Source organism: Paraburkholderia sp. GAS32 (assembly GCF_050434225.1).
GTDB lineage: Bacteria > Pseudomonadota > Gammaproteobacteria > Burkholderiales > Burkholderiaceae > Paraburkholderia > Paraburkholderia madseniana.
In genome coordinates, this window is the sequence record NZ_JBNPVS010000064.1 from 1 (window position 1) to 17,897 (window position 17,897).

Below are 17,897 nucleotides of genomic sequence, written 5' to 3' on the forward strand. Positions count from 1 at the left end.
AGCACGCTCGCGGACTTCAGCAGAAAATTTGTTCGACTTGTTCATAGCTCCATTTTCTCAAGAATTGGAGCCTCCACCAAATCCGGGGCGGTTCACGAGTGCCTCGACACAGGCTCATCAGAAATCTGATTGATATGGGCGAGTTCGAGAAGGCCGAGACCGAACTCAGAATTTTTGATAAGGATTTTGGGCGTGACGGCCCCGTCTCCCGCTATCAAATCCGCCTGCTTACGTCCCGGGCAATGCGTTCGCCTGGGCTCCTCAAGGAAGACCGAACTGCTATTCTGAATCAGGCACGGGAACTGGCCATCGTCAGCATTGCAAGGTTTCCAAATCACAAGAGCGTGCTGTCAGCTTACTGCGAAGTTGGCATCGAACTGTGCAAGCTGACCGGCGCATATGAAGTTTTCGACGACGCTATTGCTGAACTAAAGGCAGCCGAGGAGCGAGTAGGTGACCCCGAGATAAGCAAAATCATTGCAAGGTATGAGGCACGAGTCACGGCACAAAGTAGTGATTTCAGCGATTTCGCAACGCAAGACACGGCGTAGCCTCGCTAATTACCAACGCTTCATTGAGGCCGAGTATCAGACGCACGACAACGGCGGTCGTTCTAAGACGTGTAGGGTTCGGTACCCCAAAGGAGGTCTTTTGTAGACTTACTCAGAGGAAAACGCACGTACACCGCAGGAAAAGACTTCATCAACCACGCGACGAGGGAATTATGGGAAGCTCAGGCTCGGGTTCGTTTTCGGACTATCCAGGTACAAAGGCCAAGGAAGTCGAGGGAGACGGAGCTGGCATGGCAGGCGGTGCGAGCGGTGTTGACAGATGCAAGCAAGCGTTCCACGCGCTGCTGGAGGACGTCGGAAACAGCGACTACTATTCGCAATTCCGGAATGTCCCTGCCGCTGGCGACCAACTGGCCATTGTCTTCGACATGAAACGCATCTTCGCAGTCGACGTGAACGGCGTTAAGGTAGGAGCACTTCCCACGTTGTTCAATTATCTCGCGGCATGCCTCGCAAGCGACGTGACTTATGTTGGAGTGGTGAGTTCGTCCGCAGTCGCGCCGGTCCCCACCGTAGCGGCTGACTTCGTTCCGCAATAGTCATGACTCAAACAAACGCAGTTCTGATTGTTGGGGAGCTTGTTGTCGACTTTACGCTTGCTCAACATGGTGCAAAGTGCAAGCTTCGTTTGGGTGGGGTAGGGCACGCTGCGCGGGGACTCTGGGCTGCAGGGCTCGACTACGCTGTGGCGGCGTTCTGTCCGCAGTATCTCGTTGACGAAGCTAAGCGTTATCTGGCGAAGTGCGGGTGCAAAGAGTTCATCTGGCTCGGCGACGTCGTCGGCGCCCCGAACGTCATCCTCATCGGTGACGCGACGGAGGTTTCGTCTCAAGGCTATGAAGACTTGATGCGTGACACCAAGGTAGTGAAATTCCACGACCCGCTGCCGAGCCTCGATGCTTACGAGAAGGTCGTCGTCTTCCCTGGCCGGTTCGACATCAGTGCTCTTTCCGACGCATTTTCGAAGGACGCACGGTTCTCGTTCGACATCGCGTATGACCTCGATGACCTGTCGTCGCTCAAGGCGTTCAACGGGCGCGTGCAGGCGGTAATTATCTCCACGTCGTCTTCGCTGTTCGGGGCGCTCGGCAAGGACGACGTTGATGGGTTGATAGATGCGGTGAGGACGTTGTCGCCGGATGTTTTCCTGCTCAAGGAGAATCGTGGCGGTAGCCGGCTCTTCGATTTGAGCGATGGTGGCGTCGAAGAAATCCCCGCAACGCTGGGTAAGACCGTCAACTCTGTCGGCGTGGGCGACGTCTATTCCTCTGTGATGGTCGGCCTCTCTCACAAGGGATGGAAGGAGGCGGCATGGCGCGGATGCCAGGCTGCGACGGTGTACTCGCAGTCGACGTTTCCTGACGACATCAAGCGCGATGTGGAGCGCGGATTCCTGCTTTCGTTGGATGTGCTGCAGGTGCTGGGTGGGACCATGCTTCCGTGGCACGACCGACCGCGTTACTCCGTCTACCTTGCCGGCCCGGACGTCTCGTACGTCGAGAAGCAGGAACTCGACCGTGCTGTGGATAGCCTCACGTATCACAACTTCAGGGTGCGGCGTCCTATCCTGGAGAACGGGGAGTTGAAGCGGCCCGCGAGCGATGGCGACCTGCGTCGCACGTATCTCATGGACTGTCAACTGCTGAAGGAATGCGATGCGGTCTTCGCAGTTCCTCTCGACCGTGACCCTGGCACGCTCGTCGAAATCGGCATGGCAATCGAGATGGGCAAGCCCGTCATCACCTACGACCCTCGGAAGGAAAATGAGAACACGATGGTGGTCGTCGGAAGTTCGGTATACTCCGCGGACCTTGATGCGTGCCTCAATGGCACCTTCGACGCTCTTGCCAAATTGAGGGCCGAATCGCCATGAAAAAAGCGCTTCTTCTGGCCTCAGGCGGGCTGGACTCAACGACCGTTGGGTACCAACTCACGGCAACGGGCGTTGAGGTCGTACCAATCTTTTTTGACTACGGGCAGCATTGCGTCGAAGTGGAGTGGAGTCGCGTTAACGAAGTTTTGCCTGCCGATATGCAGCGGCCTGAGCGGTTCAACATATCGGACATCTTCAGAGGTTCGCAGTCCCGGCTGATTCGCGAAGCTGACCTCTGGACGGAGGAGGTCAAGGACGACGACTTGTACATTCCGTACCGGACGATGCTGTTCTTCGCCGCTGCTGCTGCGCGCGCACAGACGGTCGATATCCTAGATGTCTATACTGGCTTCATCAACAGCAACCACGCCAAAGAAATTGACTGCACTACCGCGTTTATGAACAGCCTCGACGGACTCACATCGAGCATTGGTCCCGTTCGCTTCCACTCTCCGTTCCGCTACTCGTCCAAGGCAGACGTGGCTCGGGCGGCTGCGGAGCTTGGCGTGCCTATCGGCCGGACCTACTCGTGTCAGGCGTCTGCACAGTTTCCGTGCGGCGCATGTCCGAACTGCGTCGAGCGCCTGAATGCATTGAAAGAGGCGAAGCTCGTATGAGCGGGACTGGAGCCAAAGGGGCCGCCATCGAGGTGTTGCTTGCAGCGCGCCGCATCGCCAACCATGCGAAGGACGAGGGTGCGCTTTTCGAGGAGAAGCATTCGCGTGCTACGTGCGAGCACCTAGGTGCCGTTCTTGCGGATTCCGTGCTTCAGGCTGGACTCAACTACACGAACGTCGTGCGCCCGCGGGTGCTGACCATACTGCGGGTGCACCCGAATCGCCAGACAATTTCCTCATTGGTTGCGCTGATTCAGGATGGCAAGTCGGGTGTATTTCTGAACTGGCGTCACCATGAGAAGGTAAGCCGCTTCGAAGGCCTGGTGACTTTCCTGAAGGATTGGGGAATTGAGGACGTTCAGGATTTGCGTGCAGCTCTGGCATCAGACGAGTTTTGCGACGCGATTCAGACCGTCAACGGTATCGGTCCGAAAACCGTAGATTACATGGCGTGCCTTGTCGGCATCGACTCCATCGCAGTTGACCGCCACGTGCGGACGTTTGCAAAGACGGTAGGTGTCGAGAACGATGACTATCACTTCCTGCGCAAGTCGTTTTGCTGCGCAGCCGACCTTCTGTCGCTGCCGCGACGCGAGTTTGATGCCTGGCTCTGGCGCCGAGCGGCGGCGCCGGCTCAGGTGCAGTTGACCCTCGGAGTCTGAAGTCTGTAGTTGACGCCACAGTCTCCTGAAGCGCGGCGTCATAATAGCTCTGCGGCCACTCCGCCGTCGGCTGTTACGAGGCGCGACGAAATCGCGCGCTGACCGACTGCACCCACGCGAGCGGCGAGTTCAACGTGTCTTTGAAGCGCCCGAGAATGCTCTTCTCTTCGCTCGCCGGCGCCCGTGGAGGTTGCCATCCGGAAACGGGACCTACATGGACGTTGATGCCATAGGCGTACGCGCTCTGATTGTAGGGCGCGCCGATATAGAATGGCATCGGAGCTTTGCGCTAGCTCGCGGTAAAGCCCATTTTCAGTTGCACAACGATAAAGAAGGGCCACACGCAACGCCGCATCTCCGCACTTGGCTACCCGCCTCGAGACTTACCGGCTAATAGCTCCATGCCTCCCCCAACGCCTGTGCCTGCTGCAGAACCAGCTCCACCGCACCGTCTTGCTGGTCCGGTGGATACTTATATTTGCGCAGGATGCGCTTGACCATCAGTCGCAGTTTGGCCCGCACGCTCTCCCGCTCTGACCAATCCACCGTGATGTTCTGGCGCAGGTTTTCGGTGAGTTCGTGGGCAATCTTCTTCAGGGTCTCGTCAGTAAGCTCGCGGACGGCGGACTCGTTGTTGGCGAGCGCGTCATAGAAGCGGATTTCGTCTTCTGTCAGGCCCAATTCCTCGCCCCGGGTCGCAGCGGCTTGGAACTTCTTGGCCATGTCGATGAGCTCTTCAATGACCTGGGCTGTTTCAATCGCACGATTCTGGTAGCGCGTCACGACGTTGGCGAGCATCTCGGAGAACTTCTTCTCCTGTACCACGTTGCCCGAGAAGCGGCTCTTGATTTCACCTTCCAGCAGCCGCTCGAGCAGCTCGACGGCGAGATTGCGTTCGGGCAGGTTGCGGACTTCGGCAAGGAAGGCCTCGTCGAGGATTCCGATGTTCGGCTTTTCGAGGCCGACCGCCTCGAAAACATCCACCACCTTCTCGGACACGACGGCCGAGCTGATGATTTGTCGGATGGCGAGTTCACGCTCCTCGTTGGTCTTCTTCTTGTCGCTCAGCTCGCGCTTGGTCAATATGACCTTCACGGCCTGCATGAAGGCCACTTCCTCGCGCACAGCCTTGGCTTCGTCGAGCGTGCAGCACAGCGTAAAGGCCTTGCTCATGGCAAGCGCCGTGTCGGCGAAGCGCTTCTTGCCATCCTTCAACCCCAATACGTGGTTGGCTGCGCCAGCGAGGCACTTGTGACCTCCGGTCAGGAAGTCGCTGTAGTCGTAGCCATGGAGCATGCCGCGCAGGATGTCGAGCTTCTCCTCGAGCACGGAATACGCCTCGGCCGCGTCAACCGTCGGGCGTCCTCGTCCATTGCTGGCGGTGTATTCCTTCAGCGCGCCCTTCAGCTCGTTGGCGATGCCGATGTAATCGACCACCAGTCCGCCCTGCTTGTCCTTGAAGACGCGGTTCACCCGGGCAATGGCCTGCATCAGGTTGTGGTCCTTCATAGGCTTGTCCACGTACAGCGTGTGCACGCAGGGCGCATCGAAACCCGTCAGCCACATGTCGCGCACGATGACGATGCGCAGCGGGTCCGCCGGGTCCTTGAAACGCTTTTCCAGCCGCTTCTTGACCTGGCCGCTGTAGATATGTGGCCGCAGCAGCGCCTTATCACTCGCTGAGCCCGTCATGACAATTTTGATGGCGCCTTTCTCTGGGGCCGGGTCGTGCCAGTCGGGGCGCTGTTTGATGATTTCGTCGTAGAGCTGGACGCAAATCTCGCGACTCATCGCCACCACCATGGCCTTGCCGTTCTGCGCCTTGTTCCGCTCCTCGAAGTGCGCGACGAGGTCGGTCGCCACGGCGGCAACACGCGGCTCCGCGCCGACCACCTTTTCCAGCACGGCCCAGCGGCTCTTGAGTTTGGCCTGCTCGTTTTCCTCTTCGTCCTCGGCCAGTTCGTCCACTTCCGCGTCGATGTGCGGCAGGTCCTCGGCCTTGAGCGACAGCTTGGCCAGGCGCGACTCGAAGTAGATGGCGACCGTGGCGCCGTCCTCCTTGGCCTGCTGCATGTCGTAGACGTGAATATACTCGCCGAACACGGCACGCGTGTCACGGTCCTCGCTCGATACCGGCGTGCCGGTAAAGGCAACGAAAGTGGCGTTGGGCAGCGCATCGCGCAGATGCTGCGCGTAGCCAACCTGATACTTTTCTTGGCCCGGTTTGCCTTTCAGTTGCGCCTCGAATCCGTACTGGGTGCGGTGTGCCTCGTCGGCGATACCTGACCACTCTGTCTCGATAAGGTATGTGTCTCGTCTGCTGAAGCTCGTGTCAGCGGTCGTCGAAAACGGCAACTTGGCGCCGAGCCGGCTCGGCGCTGCAACCGATGCGAGATACCAAACGCTTGGAAGGATTCATCACGCCCTGGCGGTCCGTAGCCGCAGCGCGTTCCCGATGACAGAGACTGAACTCAATGCCATCGCCGCGCTGGCGATAATCGGGCTGAGCACAATGCCGAGCCACGGATAGAGGACCCCGGCCGCAACGGGTATTCCCACCGCGTTGTACGCGAACGCAAAAAATAGATTCTGGCGAATGTTCCGCATCGTGGCGACACTCAACGCGCGTGCCCGCGCAATGCCGCGCAGGTCACCCTTGACCAGCACCACGCGCGCACTGTTCATCGCAACATCAGTCCCCGTTCCCATAGCGATGCCGACGTTGGCCTGCGCGAGCGCGGGCGCATCGTTTACGCCGTCGCCGGCCATGGCGACGACGTGTCCCTGCCGCTGAAGCTCCTGGACATGCTTGTACTTGTCCTCGGGTAGCACACCTGCTTTGACGCCATCAAGCGCCAGCGCCTTCGCGACCGCGTTCGCGGTGACGGGGTTGTCACCGGTGAGCATCACAATCCTGATGCCAGAAGCTCGCAACTGACGCACTGCGTCGGGCGTCGTTTCCTTCACCGGGTCAGCGACACCAACGTAACCTGCGAGTTTGCCGTCTATTGCGAGATACATGACGGTCTGCCCCGCCTCGCGCAACTTGTCCGAGTCAAGCGCGACCGAAGAGTAGTCGACCGCGGCGTCTTCCATCAGCCGTGTGTTGCCCAAGGCCACCACGTGACTGTCGATTTTTCCTGTCACGCCTTTACCGGGAACCGACTGGAACGAGTCGACCCGACTCGTTGGCGCGCCCGACTCCTTCGCACGCGCGATGATTGCCTGGGCGAGAGGGTGCTCACTCGCACCCTCAAGACTGGACGCATAGCCGAGTACGAGGGATTCCGGTTGACCGCTTAACGCGACCACGACCTGGACGCGTGGCTTCCCTTCGGTCAGCGTGCCGGTCTTGTCGACAACAACGGTATCGACTTTCTCCATCAATTCGAGTGCTTCCGCATCTTTTATGAGCACGCCCTCTTTGGCGCCGCGGCCGACGCCTACGATGATGGATACCGGGGTAGCGAGACCGAGCGCACACGGGCAGGCAATGATGAGAACGCTAATGGCAACAACCAACGCGTTCGCCAAGGCCGGCGCTGGTCCTACTACCGCCCAGAGGACAAACGAAAGGGCTGCAATGGCGAGAACCGTCAGCACGAACCAGCGCGCCACCTGGTCAGCGAGTTTCTGAATCGGCGCGCGTGAACGCCCGGCCTCCGCGACCATTTGTACGATTCTCGCGAGCAGCGTGTCTGAGCCAATTCTTTCGGCTCGCATCAGAAACGTTCCGGTCTGATTGACCGTCGCACCGGTTACCTTGCTACCCGCAACCTTTTCAGCAGGCATCGATTCGCCCGTAATCATCGATTCGTCGACGCTCGAGCCGCCATCAATGACAACACCGTCGACCGGTATCTTCGAACCCGGCTTTACCCGAAGCGTGTCGCCGACCGCAACAGCTTCCAGCGTCACAGTCTCTTCCGACCCGTCCGGCTTAACGCGCTCCGCCGTGTGCGGCGCAAGATGCAGCAAATCCCGAATGGCGCTCGACGTGCGCGAGCGTGCACGCAGCTCGAGCACCTGTCCGAGGAGCACAAGCGCCACGATGACCGACGCAGCCTCGAAATAGAGCGGCAACTCGTGCCCGCGCCTGAATGCCTGTGGCAACGCCTCCGGAAAGAACAGCGCAAATACGCTGAACACGTATGCCGCAGCTACGCCCAAGCCGATGAGGCTGAACATGTTCAGTTGCCAGGTCACGAACGATTTCCACCCGCGCTCCAGAAACGGCCACCCCGCCCAAAGCACGACTGGCGTCGCAAGCACCGCCTGAACGCATTGCGACCATGACGCTGGCATCCAGTGAGGCAGCGCCCATGCGGCAAAGAGTTGGTTGAGTGCCGCGTCGAGGTCGAACGGCAATATCATTCGACCCATTGTCATGAAGAGCAGCGGAATCGACAGCACAAGCGCGACCCAGAAGCGTCGCGTCATCGACTCCAACTCAAGGTTTCTGCCTTCCTCAGCGACCGGAACGAGTGGCTCAAGGGCCATACCACAGATAGGGCACGGGCCCGGTGCAGAAGCTCGTATTTGGGGATGCATCGGGCACGTATAGATGACACCGACAGGACCCGGCGCGCTAGCGGCTTTCGTCATCGGGCCGAGGTACTTGTCCGGCCCTGCCCGGAAAGCTTCCAGGCATTTGTCGCTGCAGAAGTAATACGTCCTGTGCAGATACGAGTTGCGATAGGCGGAGTCTGTTGCGACCTTCATTCCACAAACCGGGTCAACGACCTCGGTCGTATCGGGCACCGCCGGCACATGCATGGTGGGGAGGCCGGCGACACCGGGTACCGCAATATCTGACTTGGGCATAGTAGCCCCCATCGTCTTCAGTGAACATGCGCAGCGTCTTTACCCGACAGCTTCGGGATAAAACGCGGAGTCAGCGCCGCTAAGTCGCGCCACACTTGTCCGAATCGATGCTCGGATTCCCGCTCCTCCTGCTTCGCGAGCCTCACGTACATGAAGACGCCCGTCCAGCATGGTCTTCTTTTGTTCATTCACGAGTGCAGCATGTTCCTGCTGCGTCTTTGTCGCCATCATTTTTTGTCTATCGCCTGCATGCTGCGCATCAAACTGGGAGGAATTCGCGCCGTTCGTAGCTGGAGCGTCGTCCGAATGGCCATGTGCTTCATGTTCGGGACTTGTCGCCGACTCGGCCGAGAACGCTACGGACCCCGACATTGCGACGGCTAATACGGTCTTCGGCCTCATGCTTTCATACGGCCCCCTAGGTAGTTATTTGATGTCAACTGTGTCCGACTCAAATTCAGTGTATTTGGACAACGTCGGCCGTTTTTGACATGGCGCAATAAATCACGACGGCGCGTCGTGGACGGCGTACGATGGGTTAATCAACTGCAATACTCCGAATTCATCTTGGCGCTGCGCCGAAAACATATGTTCTCCGTAACAATGCGTACGGTTCCGTACAGTTTTCTGTTGACCTGCATCAAGACTTCCGCGTCCAAGCCGCGTACCTTGCCTCAAATACCTTAGCTAGATGCAGCGCTTTTCCGCATCCCAAACCCGTGCGACATCAATGGCAGAGCGCCTGGTGCCGCAGCGCGCCGTGGCTGAAATCCGGGTACCGTGCTACGTGCATCGAGAACGAACATGCGAACATTACTGACTTACTTCATCGTGGCCCTTGCACTTGGGCTTTCCGGGTGCGGGTACAACGCCATCCAGACGCAGGACGAACAGGTCAAGGCAAGCTGGTCGGAGGTGCTGAACCAGTATCAGCGTCGTGCAGACCTTGTTCCGAACCTTGTTAATACCGTTAAGGGATACGCAAACCAGGAGAAGGATGTCCTGACGCGCGTCACGGAGGCCCGTTCACAAGTGGGTTCCATCAAGGCAACGCCCGAGCTTCTTGCTGACCCTCAGGCATTTGCAAAGTTCGAGGCTGCTCAGGGGCAACTTACATCCTCACTTTCAAGACTTCTGCTTGTCTCCGAGAACTATCCTCAGTTGAAATCTGACGCGAACTTCAGGGACCTGCAAGCCCAGCTCGAAGGGACAGAAAATCGGATTGCCGTTGCGCGCAACAGATACATCAAGGCGGTTCAGGAGTACAACATCACTGTCAGGTCGTTCCCGAACAACCTGACCGCAAAAGCCCTCAGTTACCAGGAGAAGCCGAACTTCTCTGTCGCTAACGAGGCAGAGATTTCGAGGCCGCCACGAGTAGATTTTGGCGCTGCTCCGTCGTCAGCCGCCGGGGTGACCAATTGAACATCCTCCGCACTGCGCTTGCGCTATTAGTCGCTTTCCTCGCCTTCGGCGGCGCTGGCGCCCGCGCCGATGTCCCGGTTCCGACGCTGACGGCTCGCGTCACCGACGAAACCGGAACACTCACGGGCGAGCAACGTGCCAACCTCGAGCAAACTTTAAAGAACTTCGAGGCGCAGAAAGGCAGTCAGATTTCCGTACTGATTGTTCCAACGACGCTGCCAGAAACCATCGAGCAATATTCGATACGCGTGGCTGAACAATGGAAGCTTGGTCGGAAGAACGTCGACGACGGTGCGTTGCTGATTGTTGCAAAGAACGACCGCGCGCTGCGTATAGAGGTTGGATATGGACTGGAGGGGGCGCTCAACGACGCGACCAGTAATCGCATCATCAATGAAACCATTGTTCCACGATTCAAGCAGGGCGATTTCTACGGCGGCATCGCGGCCGGCGTAGATAGCATCATTCGCGTTGTTAGCGGGGAGCCGTTACCTGCACCGGCAAAAAGTCGCGGCGGTTATAGCGGGGTCGGCCAACTGTTACCGATACTTTTCGTGTTAACCGTAGTGGCTGGAGGCGTCTTGCGCTCGATAATCGGGCGATTCCCAGGTGCCGTCGTTACTGGCGGTGCTATTGGCGTATTGGCATGGCTGCTATCTGGAACGTTTCTCGCAGCCATCCTCGCCGGAGCAATCGCGCTTGCCTTTACGTTGGTAGGCAGTGGACTTGGTGCTTACGTCGGCGGCCGCTACATCGGTGGTGGACGCGGCGGATTGGGCGGCGGCTCAGCTCGCAACACTTTCAGCGGAGGCGGAGGCGGCTTTGGCGGCGGCGGCGCCTCCGGCAGGTGGTAATCATGAACCTGTATCGAATCATCAGACATCTGTTTATGACCCGCTGGCATGTAAATTCAGCGTTTCCCGCCCGCTCGCTCACAGCAATTGGGAACGCCGTCAGCGAGAGTCATCGGGCGCACATCGGCCAGATTCGGTTCGCGGTCGAAGGCGCGCTGCACAGCACTGCCCTGTTGACCGGAGAGTCCGCGAGACAACGCGCGATTGAGGTGTTTTCGGAGCTTCGCGTCTGGGACACCGAGCATAACAACGGCGTCCTCATCTATCTTCTGCTAGCCGACCGGGACGTCGAGATTGTGGCGGACCGGGGCATTCATGTGAGAGTCGGTTGGGATGAGTGGGAGACAATCTGCCGCGAGATGGAAAGCGAGTTCAGGCGAGGTCGATACGAATCTGGTGCTGTTCGAGGTGTACGGAGGGTGACAGAACTGTTGGCAACGCACTTTCCTGTTGCCCAGCCCGAGAAGGGTGAATTGCCAGTCTCGCCAATCGTACTGTGAAATCGTGAATTTAGACTTGGCACGACGCGCACCTCATAGTCGCTAGCCCATGCGACGCTAGGGACGCCCGGGCTTCGAACTCTAATCCAGGCCGACCCCGGACGGTCCGCGCGTCGTAAAGCCATAGCAAATGAGCGCCGCGAGCCACAGCGCCGTAATCGCCAATGGGATGAACTTGAAATCCGAATCGATGACCAGATTCACAACGGACATCAATCCAATCGTGAAGCCGCCGCCCAGCGCAGCCACCAAAAAAGCGTAGGGTTTGCGTCCGGCAAAGGCGCCGAGTGCCAGATGCGCGAGCAGCACGCCCGCGCCCACGATGTAGCCACCGAGAACCGTGAAGACCAATCCGAGCCAGCGAGCGAGTTTGGGCGTTGCAGCCAGCAAACGTTCGCTGGACGTCCCCATGTAGCGCAGGTCTTCCGGCAGCAAGGGCGGCCGTATGAATATGAAATAGATGCCGATGAGGATTGTCGCAGCGCCTGTGGCCGCTAGAAGCCAGGCGCAAAGAGGCCGATGATATGTCCGGCGCTTTCTCGTCTCGATATCTAACACTGGCTACCTCTCGGCGCGGAACTGCATTAAGTGTTGCACCAGTTACACAAAACGTCTGGTATCCGGCGAACTCCTTTGTTGTCGTCACGTGCCAGGTAACGGACTAGACACAAGGATAGCAGCAGCGACAAGCACACCCGCAAGCACCACCGATTCGACATGCAACACGGCGGCAAAGCGTTTTAGAGGCTTCAGGGGTGACGTCGAGGAGGCATTCTTCAACGATGCGAGCAGCTTGGGCATTTCGAAGAAACGGTTGTGTCCTCCGAGGACGGCAGCCACGAACACCAGCGCGAGCTTCAACAACAGAATCTGCCCATAGCCCGATTCCAGAAGGTCGCCCGGCGACCTGACGCCACGCCAGCCGTTATAGGCGCCTGTAGCAAAAAGGATGACCAGCGCAAGCGTTGCGGCATCCGACAGGGACTGGATATAGGCCGCGCTGTTCACACGCTCGCTTCCCGGCGCGTGGAAAAAACGTGGCGCAACAACGTACGTCGCAACCAGTACAAGCCCCACCCACGCACTGATGGCGAGCAGATGTACCCAGTCCGCCCATACCGGCAGGCTGAACAAGCCAGCATCGACCGGATGTCCTCCATTGCTGCGAGCCAGCGCAACTCCAGCCAGCGCTAACCAGATGGCCAGAGAAAACCGGATTGATTTCCCTGCCTGGATAAAGGAAAGGATGACCACACATAGCATCAGCCCGGCGCCGACCAGCCATGCGTGACCAAAGCCGGTCTCGACCAGCATCGAGCGGACAGCGGGCCCCGCCTCAGGAAGTGTGGACTCGCTCATCAACGCACAATGAATCCAGAAGGCGAACGTGCTCGACAGCAGCGCGCCGACAGATGCGATACGCAGGGCGCTAACAAGCCGCTGGCTAACGCTCGCCTGCCACGACGATGCTCGGCGCGCGAGCCACCGGTCACTGAGCAGTACGCCTACGGCAACCGCAAAGCCAAGGTTTTGCAGCGCAACGAAAGCAAGCCGCAGGATGCCAAGGAGACCGTCGTTCATCACTTCACCTGGAAGGTGTACGTGCCCTTGGTCTTATGGGCATCATGTGTCATGACAGACCACTGCACAGAGTACGAGCCGGACGACAGCTTCGGGAGAGCTATCGCCAGCACGCGCGGGTTAGAAGCGTCGACCTTGGCCTTTTCCCTGGTCACGGCGGCGCCGTTTGCATCGGACACTTTCACCGTGCTGAAAGTGGACTCAAGGTCTTCGTTGAAAGTTAGCCGCAGCGCGTCCGGTGCCGCATCGAGGGTGGCACCGGACGCAGGAACGGCGTTTTCGAGCTTGCCGTGTGCGAACGCGGCAGCCGGCACCAGTGCGATTGCGGCCGCCGTGGCCAGTCCCGTGAGCTGCTTGCGAGTGAATGTTTTCATGTTCTTGCGCATCCTGAATAGTCAAAGTGGGTGTTGCCTGCGTTAGGTCGCAACACCCCGTGAACCCTTACTTCTTCTGCAGCTTCGTCACCGTCAGTGCGCCGTCAACTTCTTCGGCCACAAAATCAATCTTGTCGCCGACCTTGACCTGCGAAATCATTGCCGGGTCCTTGACCTTGAACACCATCGTCATGGCGTCCATGCCCAGGTTTTCCAGCGGGCCGTGCTTGATGGTCAGCTTTCCGGCTGCCGCGTCAACCTTCTTGATTTCCCCATGCGACATGCCGCCCTTTGCCTCGCCAGCCTGCTTGGCGCCGCTACCGCCCATGTCCATGTTGCCCATTTCGCCAGCTGCATAGGCCGATGCTGAAATTGCCAATGCGCAGCCAATTGCAATCGATACAAATACGTTCTTCATCATGCTTTCTCCAGTGTTTAAAAGACAAAAACGAGCCGGGTATTGAGTCCGGCGGAATCAAAATCAGCTGTCCGGCAACTCGCCGGTGTATTCGTAGGCAACCGTTCCTTTGGGGTGTTTGAACCAGCCCGGGTCGCGATAGTCCTTGCGCCCCAACCCCTCCCGAACCTTCACGACGGTGAACATGCCGCCCATCTCCAGCGGGCCGAATGGGCCGGTGCCGGTCATCATCGGCAACGTGTTGTCGGGGAGCGGCATTTCCATCTCGCCCATCGCACCGCCTGTGCTGCCCATTGCCATGTAGTCCGGCACCAGCTTGTTGATGCGTTTCGCGAGGTCCTTCTGCGGCACGCCAATCAGGTTGGGTACGGAGTGCCCCATTGCATTCATCGTGTGGTGGGACTTGTGGCAGTGAAACGCCCAGTCGCCGGGCCGGTTCGCCGTGAATTCGATGGCGCGCATCTGGCCGACCGCGACATCGGCGGTCACCTCAGGCCAGCGTGCAGCCGGTGGAATCCATCCGCCATCCGTGCCCGCGACCTCGAAGTGATAGCCATGCAGGTGGATGGGGTGGTTGGTCATCGTCAGATTGCCGAAGCGGATACGCACGCGGTCCCCCGCACGTACCGGCAACGGGTCGATGCCTGGAAAGACCCGCGAATTCCAGGTCCACATGTTGAAGTCAGTCATCTCATTGACGCGCGGCGTGAAACTGCCCGGGTCGATGTCGTACGCGGACATGATGAACACGAAGTCACGGTCCACCTGCATGACACCGGGGTCTTTCGGATGGACGATGAACGTCCCCATCATCCCCATTGCCATCTGCACCATCTCGTCGGCGTGCGGGTGATACATGAAAGTGCCGTGCTTCTCCAGCTCGAATTCGTAGACGAACGTCTTGCCTGGAGGGATATGTGGTTGCGTGAGCCCTCCGACGCCATCCATGCCCGATGGCAACAGCATCCCGTGCCAGTGAACGGTGGTGTGCTCCGGTAGCTTGTTGGTCACGAAGATGCGGACCTTATCGCCCTCCACTGCCTCGATGGTTGGGCCTGGGGCCTGACCGTTGTAACCCCAAAGATTCGCGTTCATACCCGGAGCCATTTCGCGCACGACAGGCTCAGCAGTCAGGTGAAATTCCTTCCAGCCGTTTTTCATGCGCCATGGCAGCGACCAGCCGTTCAGCGTGGCAACAGGCGTGTACGGCCGTCCATTCGGAGGCGTGAGGGGCGGTTGCATGGTGGCCTTGGCCATCGTGGCCTTGGCCATCGTGGGCGCCTCAGGCAGCGACGCAGCACCAGCCTTGCTCACCAATGCTGCTCCGAGCAACGCGGCCCCCGAGCCGCCGATAAATTTTCGACGTGACACCATTTCATTTACCTTCTGAATCTGTAGGCGACGCCGGTTGCGTCGTGGGTGCGGATGGCGCTGGAGCCATCGCGAGCGGCGGGAGACGGCCACCGACTGCCTGCTGCAGGTCGGTTTCCGCGAGCCAGTAGTCTTTGAGTGCGTCGATATAGCTGTTCACCGCGCCGACCTGGTCACGTGAATCGGACAGCAGTTCGAATACGCTCGCGAGCATGCCGTTGTAGCGAAGCAGCAGTTCGTCCGAAATGGTTTTCCGGATTGGTACGACTTCGTCGCGGTAATGCTTTGCAACGTCGTAGTCGGTTACATAGGCCGAATACGACTCCCGGATTTCGGACCGAGCGTTAATCGCGGTTTCGGCGACGCGGTTGACCGACTGCATGTAAATCGCTTCGGCGCGCGCAACCTTCGAACCGCCCCAGTTGAAGATGGGAATCTCAACGCTGATTTCATAGCCCTGTTCGTGGCCGTCGGAGGTCGTGAAATTGTTCAGATATCCGACGTCCAGCGCGTTGATGAAACGCGTCGCTTTGCTGAGCCCCAACGAGCTTGCGACACTCTGCGTCTGCAGCTTTGCCGCCTGGATGTCCAGCCGGTTCTGCATCGCGAAGCTCTCGAGGTCGTTCAGCTCAGGCCGGGTCTTGGGAAGGTCAGGCAGACGGTCGGGAAGTGTGTACTGCGTCCCGGCACCCCACAGACCCATCGTCCGCGTAAGCTTTTCCCGCGCGGATACAGACTTCTGGCGCGTTTTCGCCAGTTGAGCCACTGCGTCTGCGTAAAACGCCTGCTCGCGAGCGTAGTCGAGCTTGCTGAAGTTGCCAGCCTGCTGCATCCGCAGTGCGAGTTCGGCGCCGGCCTCCGCCGAATCCTTCACCTGTTCCGCGTAAGCGGCAGATTGCTGCGCTGCGACCGCGCCGATATAGGACCGTCGCGCGTCGGCGGCAACCTTGAGCATCGCGTCTGCTGCCAGGAGCTTGGTCTGCTCGAAGCGGCGGCTCTCGATGCGTGTCGCCAGCGGCAATGTGAGCACGTTTAACAATCCGAGCGTGAACGTGCGGCTGATGCTCAGGTCGTTGCCGCCATGCGTGCGGCTAAAGCTGAAGCCGGGGTTCGGAAGCCGTCCGGCCTGAACCAGGTCCGCCTCGGAAATGCCGAGCTCACCGTACGAGGCCTGCAGGCCCCGGTTGTTCAGCAGCGCAATCTGGACTGCGTCATCCATGCTCAATGGTCTGGAAAGCAGTTCCTGCGTTCGCTTTGCGACAGCGTCCCGGTCTTCGTCGGTCTTCAGCAGTACGGCGTCTTTCCCCAGACGCTCGGAAGCGGTCGTCGAAACGGTATTGAAGCCGCCGTCCTTCGAAAAGGTCGTACAGCCGGCCAAGAACGCAACCGCCGTCGCGAAAGCAATCACGCGGACGCCCGAAAAGAAGTGCCGCATCATTTCGCCGGCTCCTCGTGATGGGAGCTGTGCTCGTTATTTATGGCATCGCTGCCGCCTGACCGCATCTGACTGTGGCTCATCCCCGGCTTTCCGGACGTGGTCGTCACTGCCCGATTGAGCTCCTGCCACGTGGGCGCTTTCTGGTCACGATACGGTTGATAGTCCGCAAACACAGACGGCACGCTGACGGCCGGAACCGATGCTGCCGCATCTGTCGGGTCAGGAAGTGTTGTAGTGGCGAGCACGAGCGCCGGCAACAATGCCGCCGCGCCGGGCAGCGCCGCGATAAACATTCGCATGGATTTTTCTCGTCGTAAGTCACCTGGATGGCCGACAGGCGGCCGTCAGGTCGAAATTCCGCATTGCGGCTTTGGCCGCGACAGAAGGACTAGACGAGGGAGATTCGGGGAGGTCGTTCGATGCCGTCGGTCAGAAACGACGCGACACGGTCCGATGTGGGAAACAGAACAGCAAAATGAACAACGTCGGCGGATGTCGCTACTGTGGGGGCTGCTGGCAAGGCCCCTCCGAAACAGCAGGACGCACAGGTCGAGCACGAATGGGCATGGTGCACATCGCCGCCATGCGAATGGCCGTGACGGTCACCGTCAGCCATCGTCACATCATGCGTGTGACGGTGCTGCGGAGTCGACTCGTCCGCGTCCACATGCTGCGCCGACGCGACATCACTCCCGAAATGCGAAGACCCGCATTTCATGGAGACGGCCGCGAACGACTGAACCGGAAGGCTCAATGCCAGCAGCACGATGACGAAGAGTTTGCGCCAGTAAGACATGGGTACGGAGTCTAGCACGCAGTTTAAGAAGACTGTAAGGCCGAAACCGTCTCAGGGTGTAACTGCGTGTCCCTTGACCACAACTGCCAGGTCGACGTCGCAAGCCATGCCGAACGGACGACCTTCACCTTGTATTTTCCGCGCCCGGCCGCCGTCCAGGCGGTTCGGATGGACACCAAGGGCAGGCGCGTCACGCCGGTTCTTGACCTTCCTACAGTGGGAAGGTTCATGCTGAGGGTTCTGATTTGCTACTGGAGGCAAAAATGGAATTCGAAGTTAAGGATATGTCATGCGGCGGGTGTGCCAACTCGATTACGCGCGCCGTCGCCAACGTCGACCCGACAGCGAAGCTCGACATCGATGTCACCTCAAAAATCGTGAAAATCGATTCGGCGTTGCCGGTTCAGCGTCTGGTTGCCGCCATCGAGGACGCGGGGTTTCATCCAACGGTCCGCGCGTAATCACAGCGCGCCGCGGAGATAGCTGACATGCACATCTTCAAGGCCCAACACGATGAGAGTGCGTTCATGCAGCGTTGGCAGGCGAAGCACTACGACAAATGACATTGCAAAGTGCCGAAGGGGTGCCAACC

General features: G+C 59.1%; 18 protein-coding genes and 1 pseudogene. 9 read left to right on the forward strand and 10 right to left on the reverse strand.

Annotated features, from left to right (window positions below):
- The first annotated feature begins 134 nt into the window (after positions 1–134).
- The 5 genes from P3T25_RS43430 (at position 135) to P3T25_RS43450 (ending at position 3,724) form a co-directional block, all read left to right on the forward strand.
- On the forward strand, positions 135–551 hold the full coding sequence (locus tag P3T25_RS43430; protein WP_429363515.1) for a hypothetical protein: 417 nt from the start codon (positions 135–137) through the stop codon (positions 549–551).
- A 173-nt stretch (positions 552–724) separates the two neighbouring features.
- On the forward strand, positions 725–1,111 hold the full coding sequence (locus P3T25_RS43435) for a hypothetical protein (protein WP_429363517.1): 387 nt from the start codon (positions 725–727) through the stop codon (positions 1,109–1,111).
- A 146-nt stretch (positions 1,112–1,257) separates the two neighbouring features.
- Positions 1,258–2,445 carry a nucleoside 2-deoxyribosyltransferase gene (locus tag P3T25_RS43440; protein WP_429363519.1) on the forward strand — a complete coding sequence of 396 codons (1,188 nt, stop codon included), beginning with the start codon at positions 1,258–1,260 and terminating at the stop codon, positions 2,443–2,445.
- Positions 2,442–3,062, forward strand: coding sequence for a 7-cyano-7-deazaguanine synthase (locus P3T25_RS43445; RefSeq protein WP_429363521.1), 621 nt, complete (start codon positions 2,442–2,444; stop codon positions 3,060–3,062). Before P3T25_RS43440 ends, P3T25_RS43445 begins: the two co-directional genes overlap by 4 nt.
- On the forward strand, positions 3,008–3,724 hold the full coding sequence (locus P3T25_RS43450; protein WP_429363523.1) for a hypothetical protein: 717 nt from the start codon (positions 3,008–3,010) through the stop codon (positions 3,722–3,724). Before P3T25_RS43445 ends, P3T25_RS43450 begins: the two co-directional genes overlap by 55 nt.
- 73 nt (positions 3,725–3,797) lie before the next feature.
- Here the strand turns inward: P3T25_RS43450 and P3T25_RS43455 are convergent, their stop codons facing one another.
- The 3 genes and pseudogenes from P3T25_RS43455 to P3T25_RS43465 form a co-directional block, all read right to left on the reverse strand.
- Entirely contained in the window at positions 3,798–4,001 is a 204-nt protein-coding gene (locus tag P3T25_RS43455) for a hypothetical protein (RefSeq protein ID WP_429363525.1), read from the reverse strand.
- 113 nt (positions 4,002–4,114) lie between these two features.
- Positions 4,115–6,079 (reverse strand): type I restriction endonuclease subunit R, encoded by a 1,965-nt coding sequence (locus P3T25_RS43460; protein WP_429363527.1) that lies wholly within the window; start codon positions 6,077–6,079, stop codon positions 4,115–4,117.
- A gap of 63 nt (positions 6,080–6,142) precedes the next feature.
- A pseudogene (locus tag P3T25_RS43465) lies at positions 6,143–8,576 on the reverse strand (heavy metal translocating P-type ATPase).
- Positions 8,577–9,352: 776 nt separating this feature from the next.
- On the opposite strand from P3T25_RS43465, the gene P3T25_RS43470 reads away from it, so the two are divergent.
- The 3 genes from P3T25_RS43470 to P3T25_RS43480 are packed head-to-tail and all read left to right on the forward strand — an operon-like array spanning position 9,353 to position 11,327.
- Complete coding sequence (locus P3T25_RS43470) at positions 9,353–9,973, forward strand: LemA family protein (RefSeq protein WP_429363529.1); 621 nt, start codon at positions 9,353–9,355, stop codon at positions 9,971–9,973.
- The gene (locus P3T25_RS43475) at positions 9,970–10,827 is read left to right on the forward strand and encodes a TPM domain-containing protein (protein ID WP_429363531.1); all 858 of its coding nucleotides are present in this window, start codon (positions 9,970–9,972) and stop codon (positions 10,825–10,827) included. The genes P3T25_RS43470 and P3T25_RS43475 overlap by 4 nt, the downstream gene beginning before the upstream one ends.
- Positions 10,828–10,829: 2 nt before the next feature.
- Positions 10,830–11,327, forward strand: a complete 498-nt coding sequence (locus tag P3T25_RS43480) for a TPM domain-containing protein (protein ID WP_429363533.1) — start codon at positions 10,830–10,832, stop codon at positions 11,325–11,327.
- Between the two features lie 81 nt (positions 11,328–11,408).
- Here the strand turns inward: P3T25_RS43480 and P3T25_RS43485 are convergent, their stop codons facing one another.
- From P3T25_RS43485 to P3T25_RS43515, 7 genes are all read right to left on the reverse strand, one after another.
- Positions 11,409–11,738 carry a hypothetical protein gene (locus tag P3T25_RS43485; protein WP_429363535.1) on the reverse strand — a complete coding sequence of 110 codons (330 nt, stop codon included), beginning with the start codon at positions 11,736–11,738 and terminating at the stop codon, positions 11,409–11,411.
- Positions 11,739–11,969: 231 nt separating this feature from the next.
- Entirely contained in the window at positions 11,970–12,908 is a 939-nt protein-coding gene (locus P3T25_RS43490) for a copper resistance D family protein (RefSeq protein ID WP_429363537.1), read from the reverse strand.
- Positions 12,908–13,282 (reverse strand): copper homeostasis periplasmic binding protein CopC, encoded by a 375-nt coding sequence (gene copC, locus P3T25_RS43495; protein ID WP_429363539.1) that lies wholly within the window; start codon positions 13,280–13,282, stop codon positions 12,908–12,910. Before copC ends, P3T25_RS43490 begins: the two co-directional genes overlap by 1 nt.
- Positions 13,283–13,349: 67 nt before the next feature.
- Positions 13,350–13,700: a copper-binding protein gene (locus P3T25_RS43500; RefSeq protein ID WP_408303656.1), complete on the reverse strand. Its 351-nt coding sequence runs from the start codon at positions 13,698–13,700 to the stop codon at positions 13,350–13,352.
- A gap of 63 nt (positions 13,701–13,763) precedes the next feature.
- Positions 13,764–15,074 (reverse strand): multicopper oxidase family protein, encoded by a 1,311-nt coding sequence (locus tag P3T25_RS43505; RefSeq protein WP_429363541.1) that lies wholly within the window; start codon positions 15,072–15,074, stop codon positions 13,764–13,766.
- Position 15,075: 1 nt separating this feature from the next.
- Entirely contained in the window at positions 15,076–16,509 is a 1,434-nt protein-coding gene (locus P3T25_RS43510) for a TolC family protein (protein WP_429363543.1), read from the reverse strand.
- Positions 16,506–16,808, reverse strand: a complete 303-nt coding sequence (locus P3T25_RS43515) for a hypothetical protein (RefSeq protein ID WP_429363545.1) — start codon at positions 16,806–16,808, stop codon at positions 16,506–16,508. Before P3T25_RS43515 ends, P3T25_RS43510 begins: the two co-directional genes overlap by 4 nt.
- Positions 16,809–17,568: 760 nt before the next feature.
- Here P3T25_RS43515 and P3T25_RS43520 point away from each other — a divergent pair.
- Positions 17,569–17,766: a heavy-metal-associated domain-containing protein gene (locus tag P3T25_RS43520; RefSeq protein WP_429363549.1), complete on the forward strand. Its 198-nt coding sequence runs from the start codon at positions 17,569–17,571 to the stop codon at positions 17,764–17,766.
- Positions 17,767–17,897: the final 131 nt, after the last annotated feature.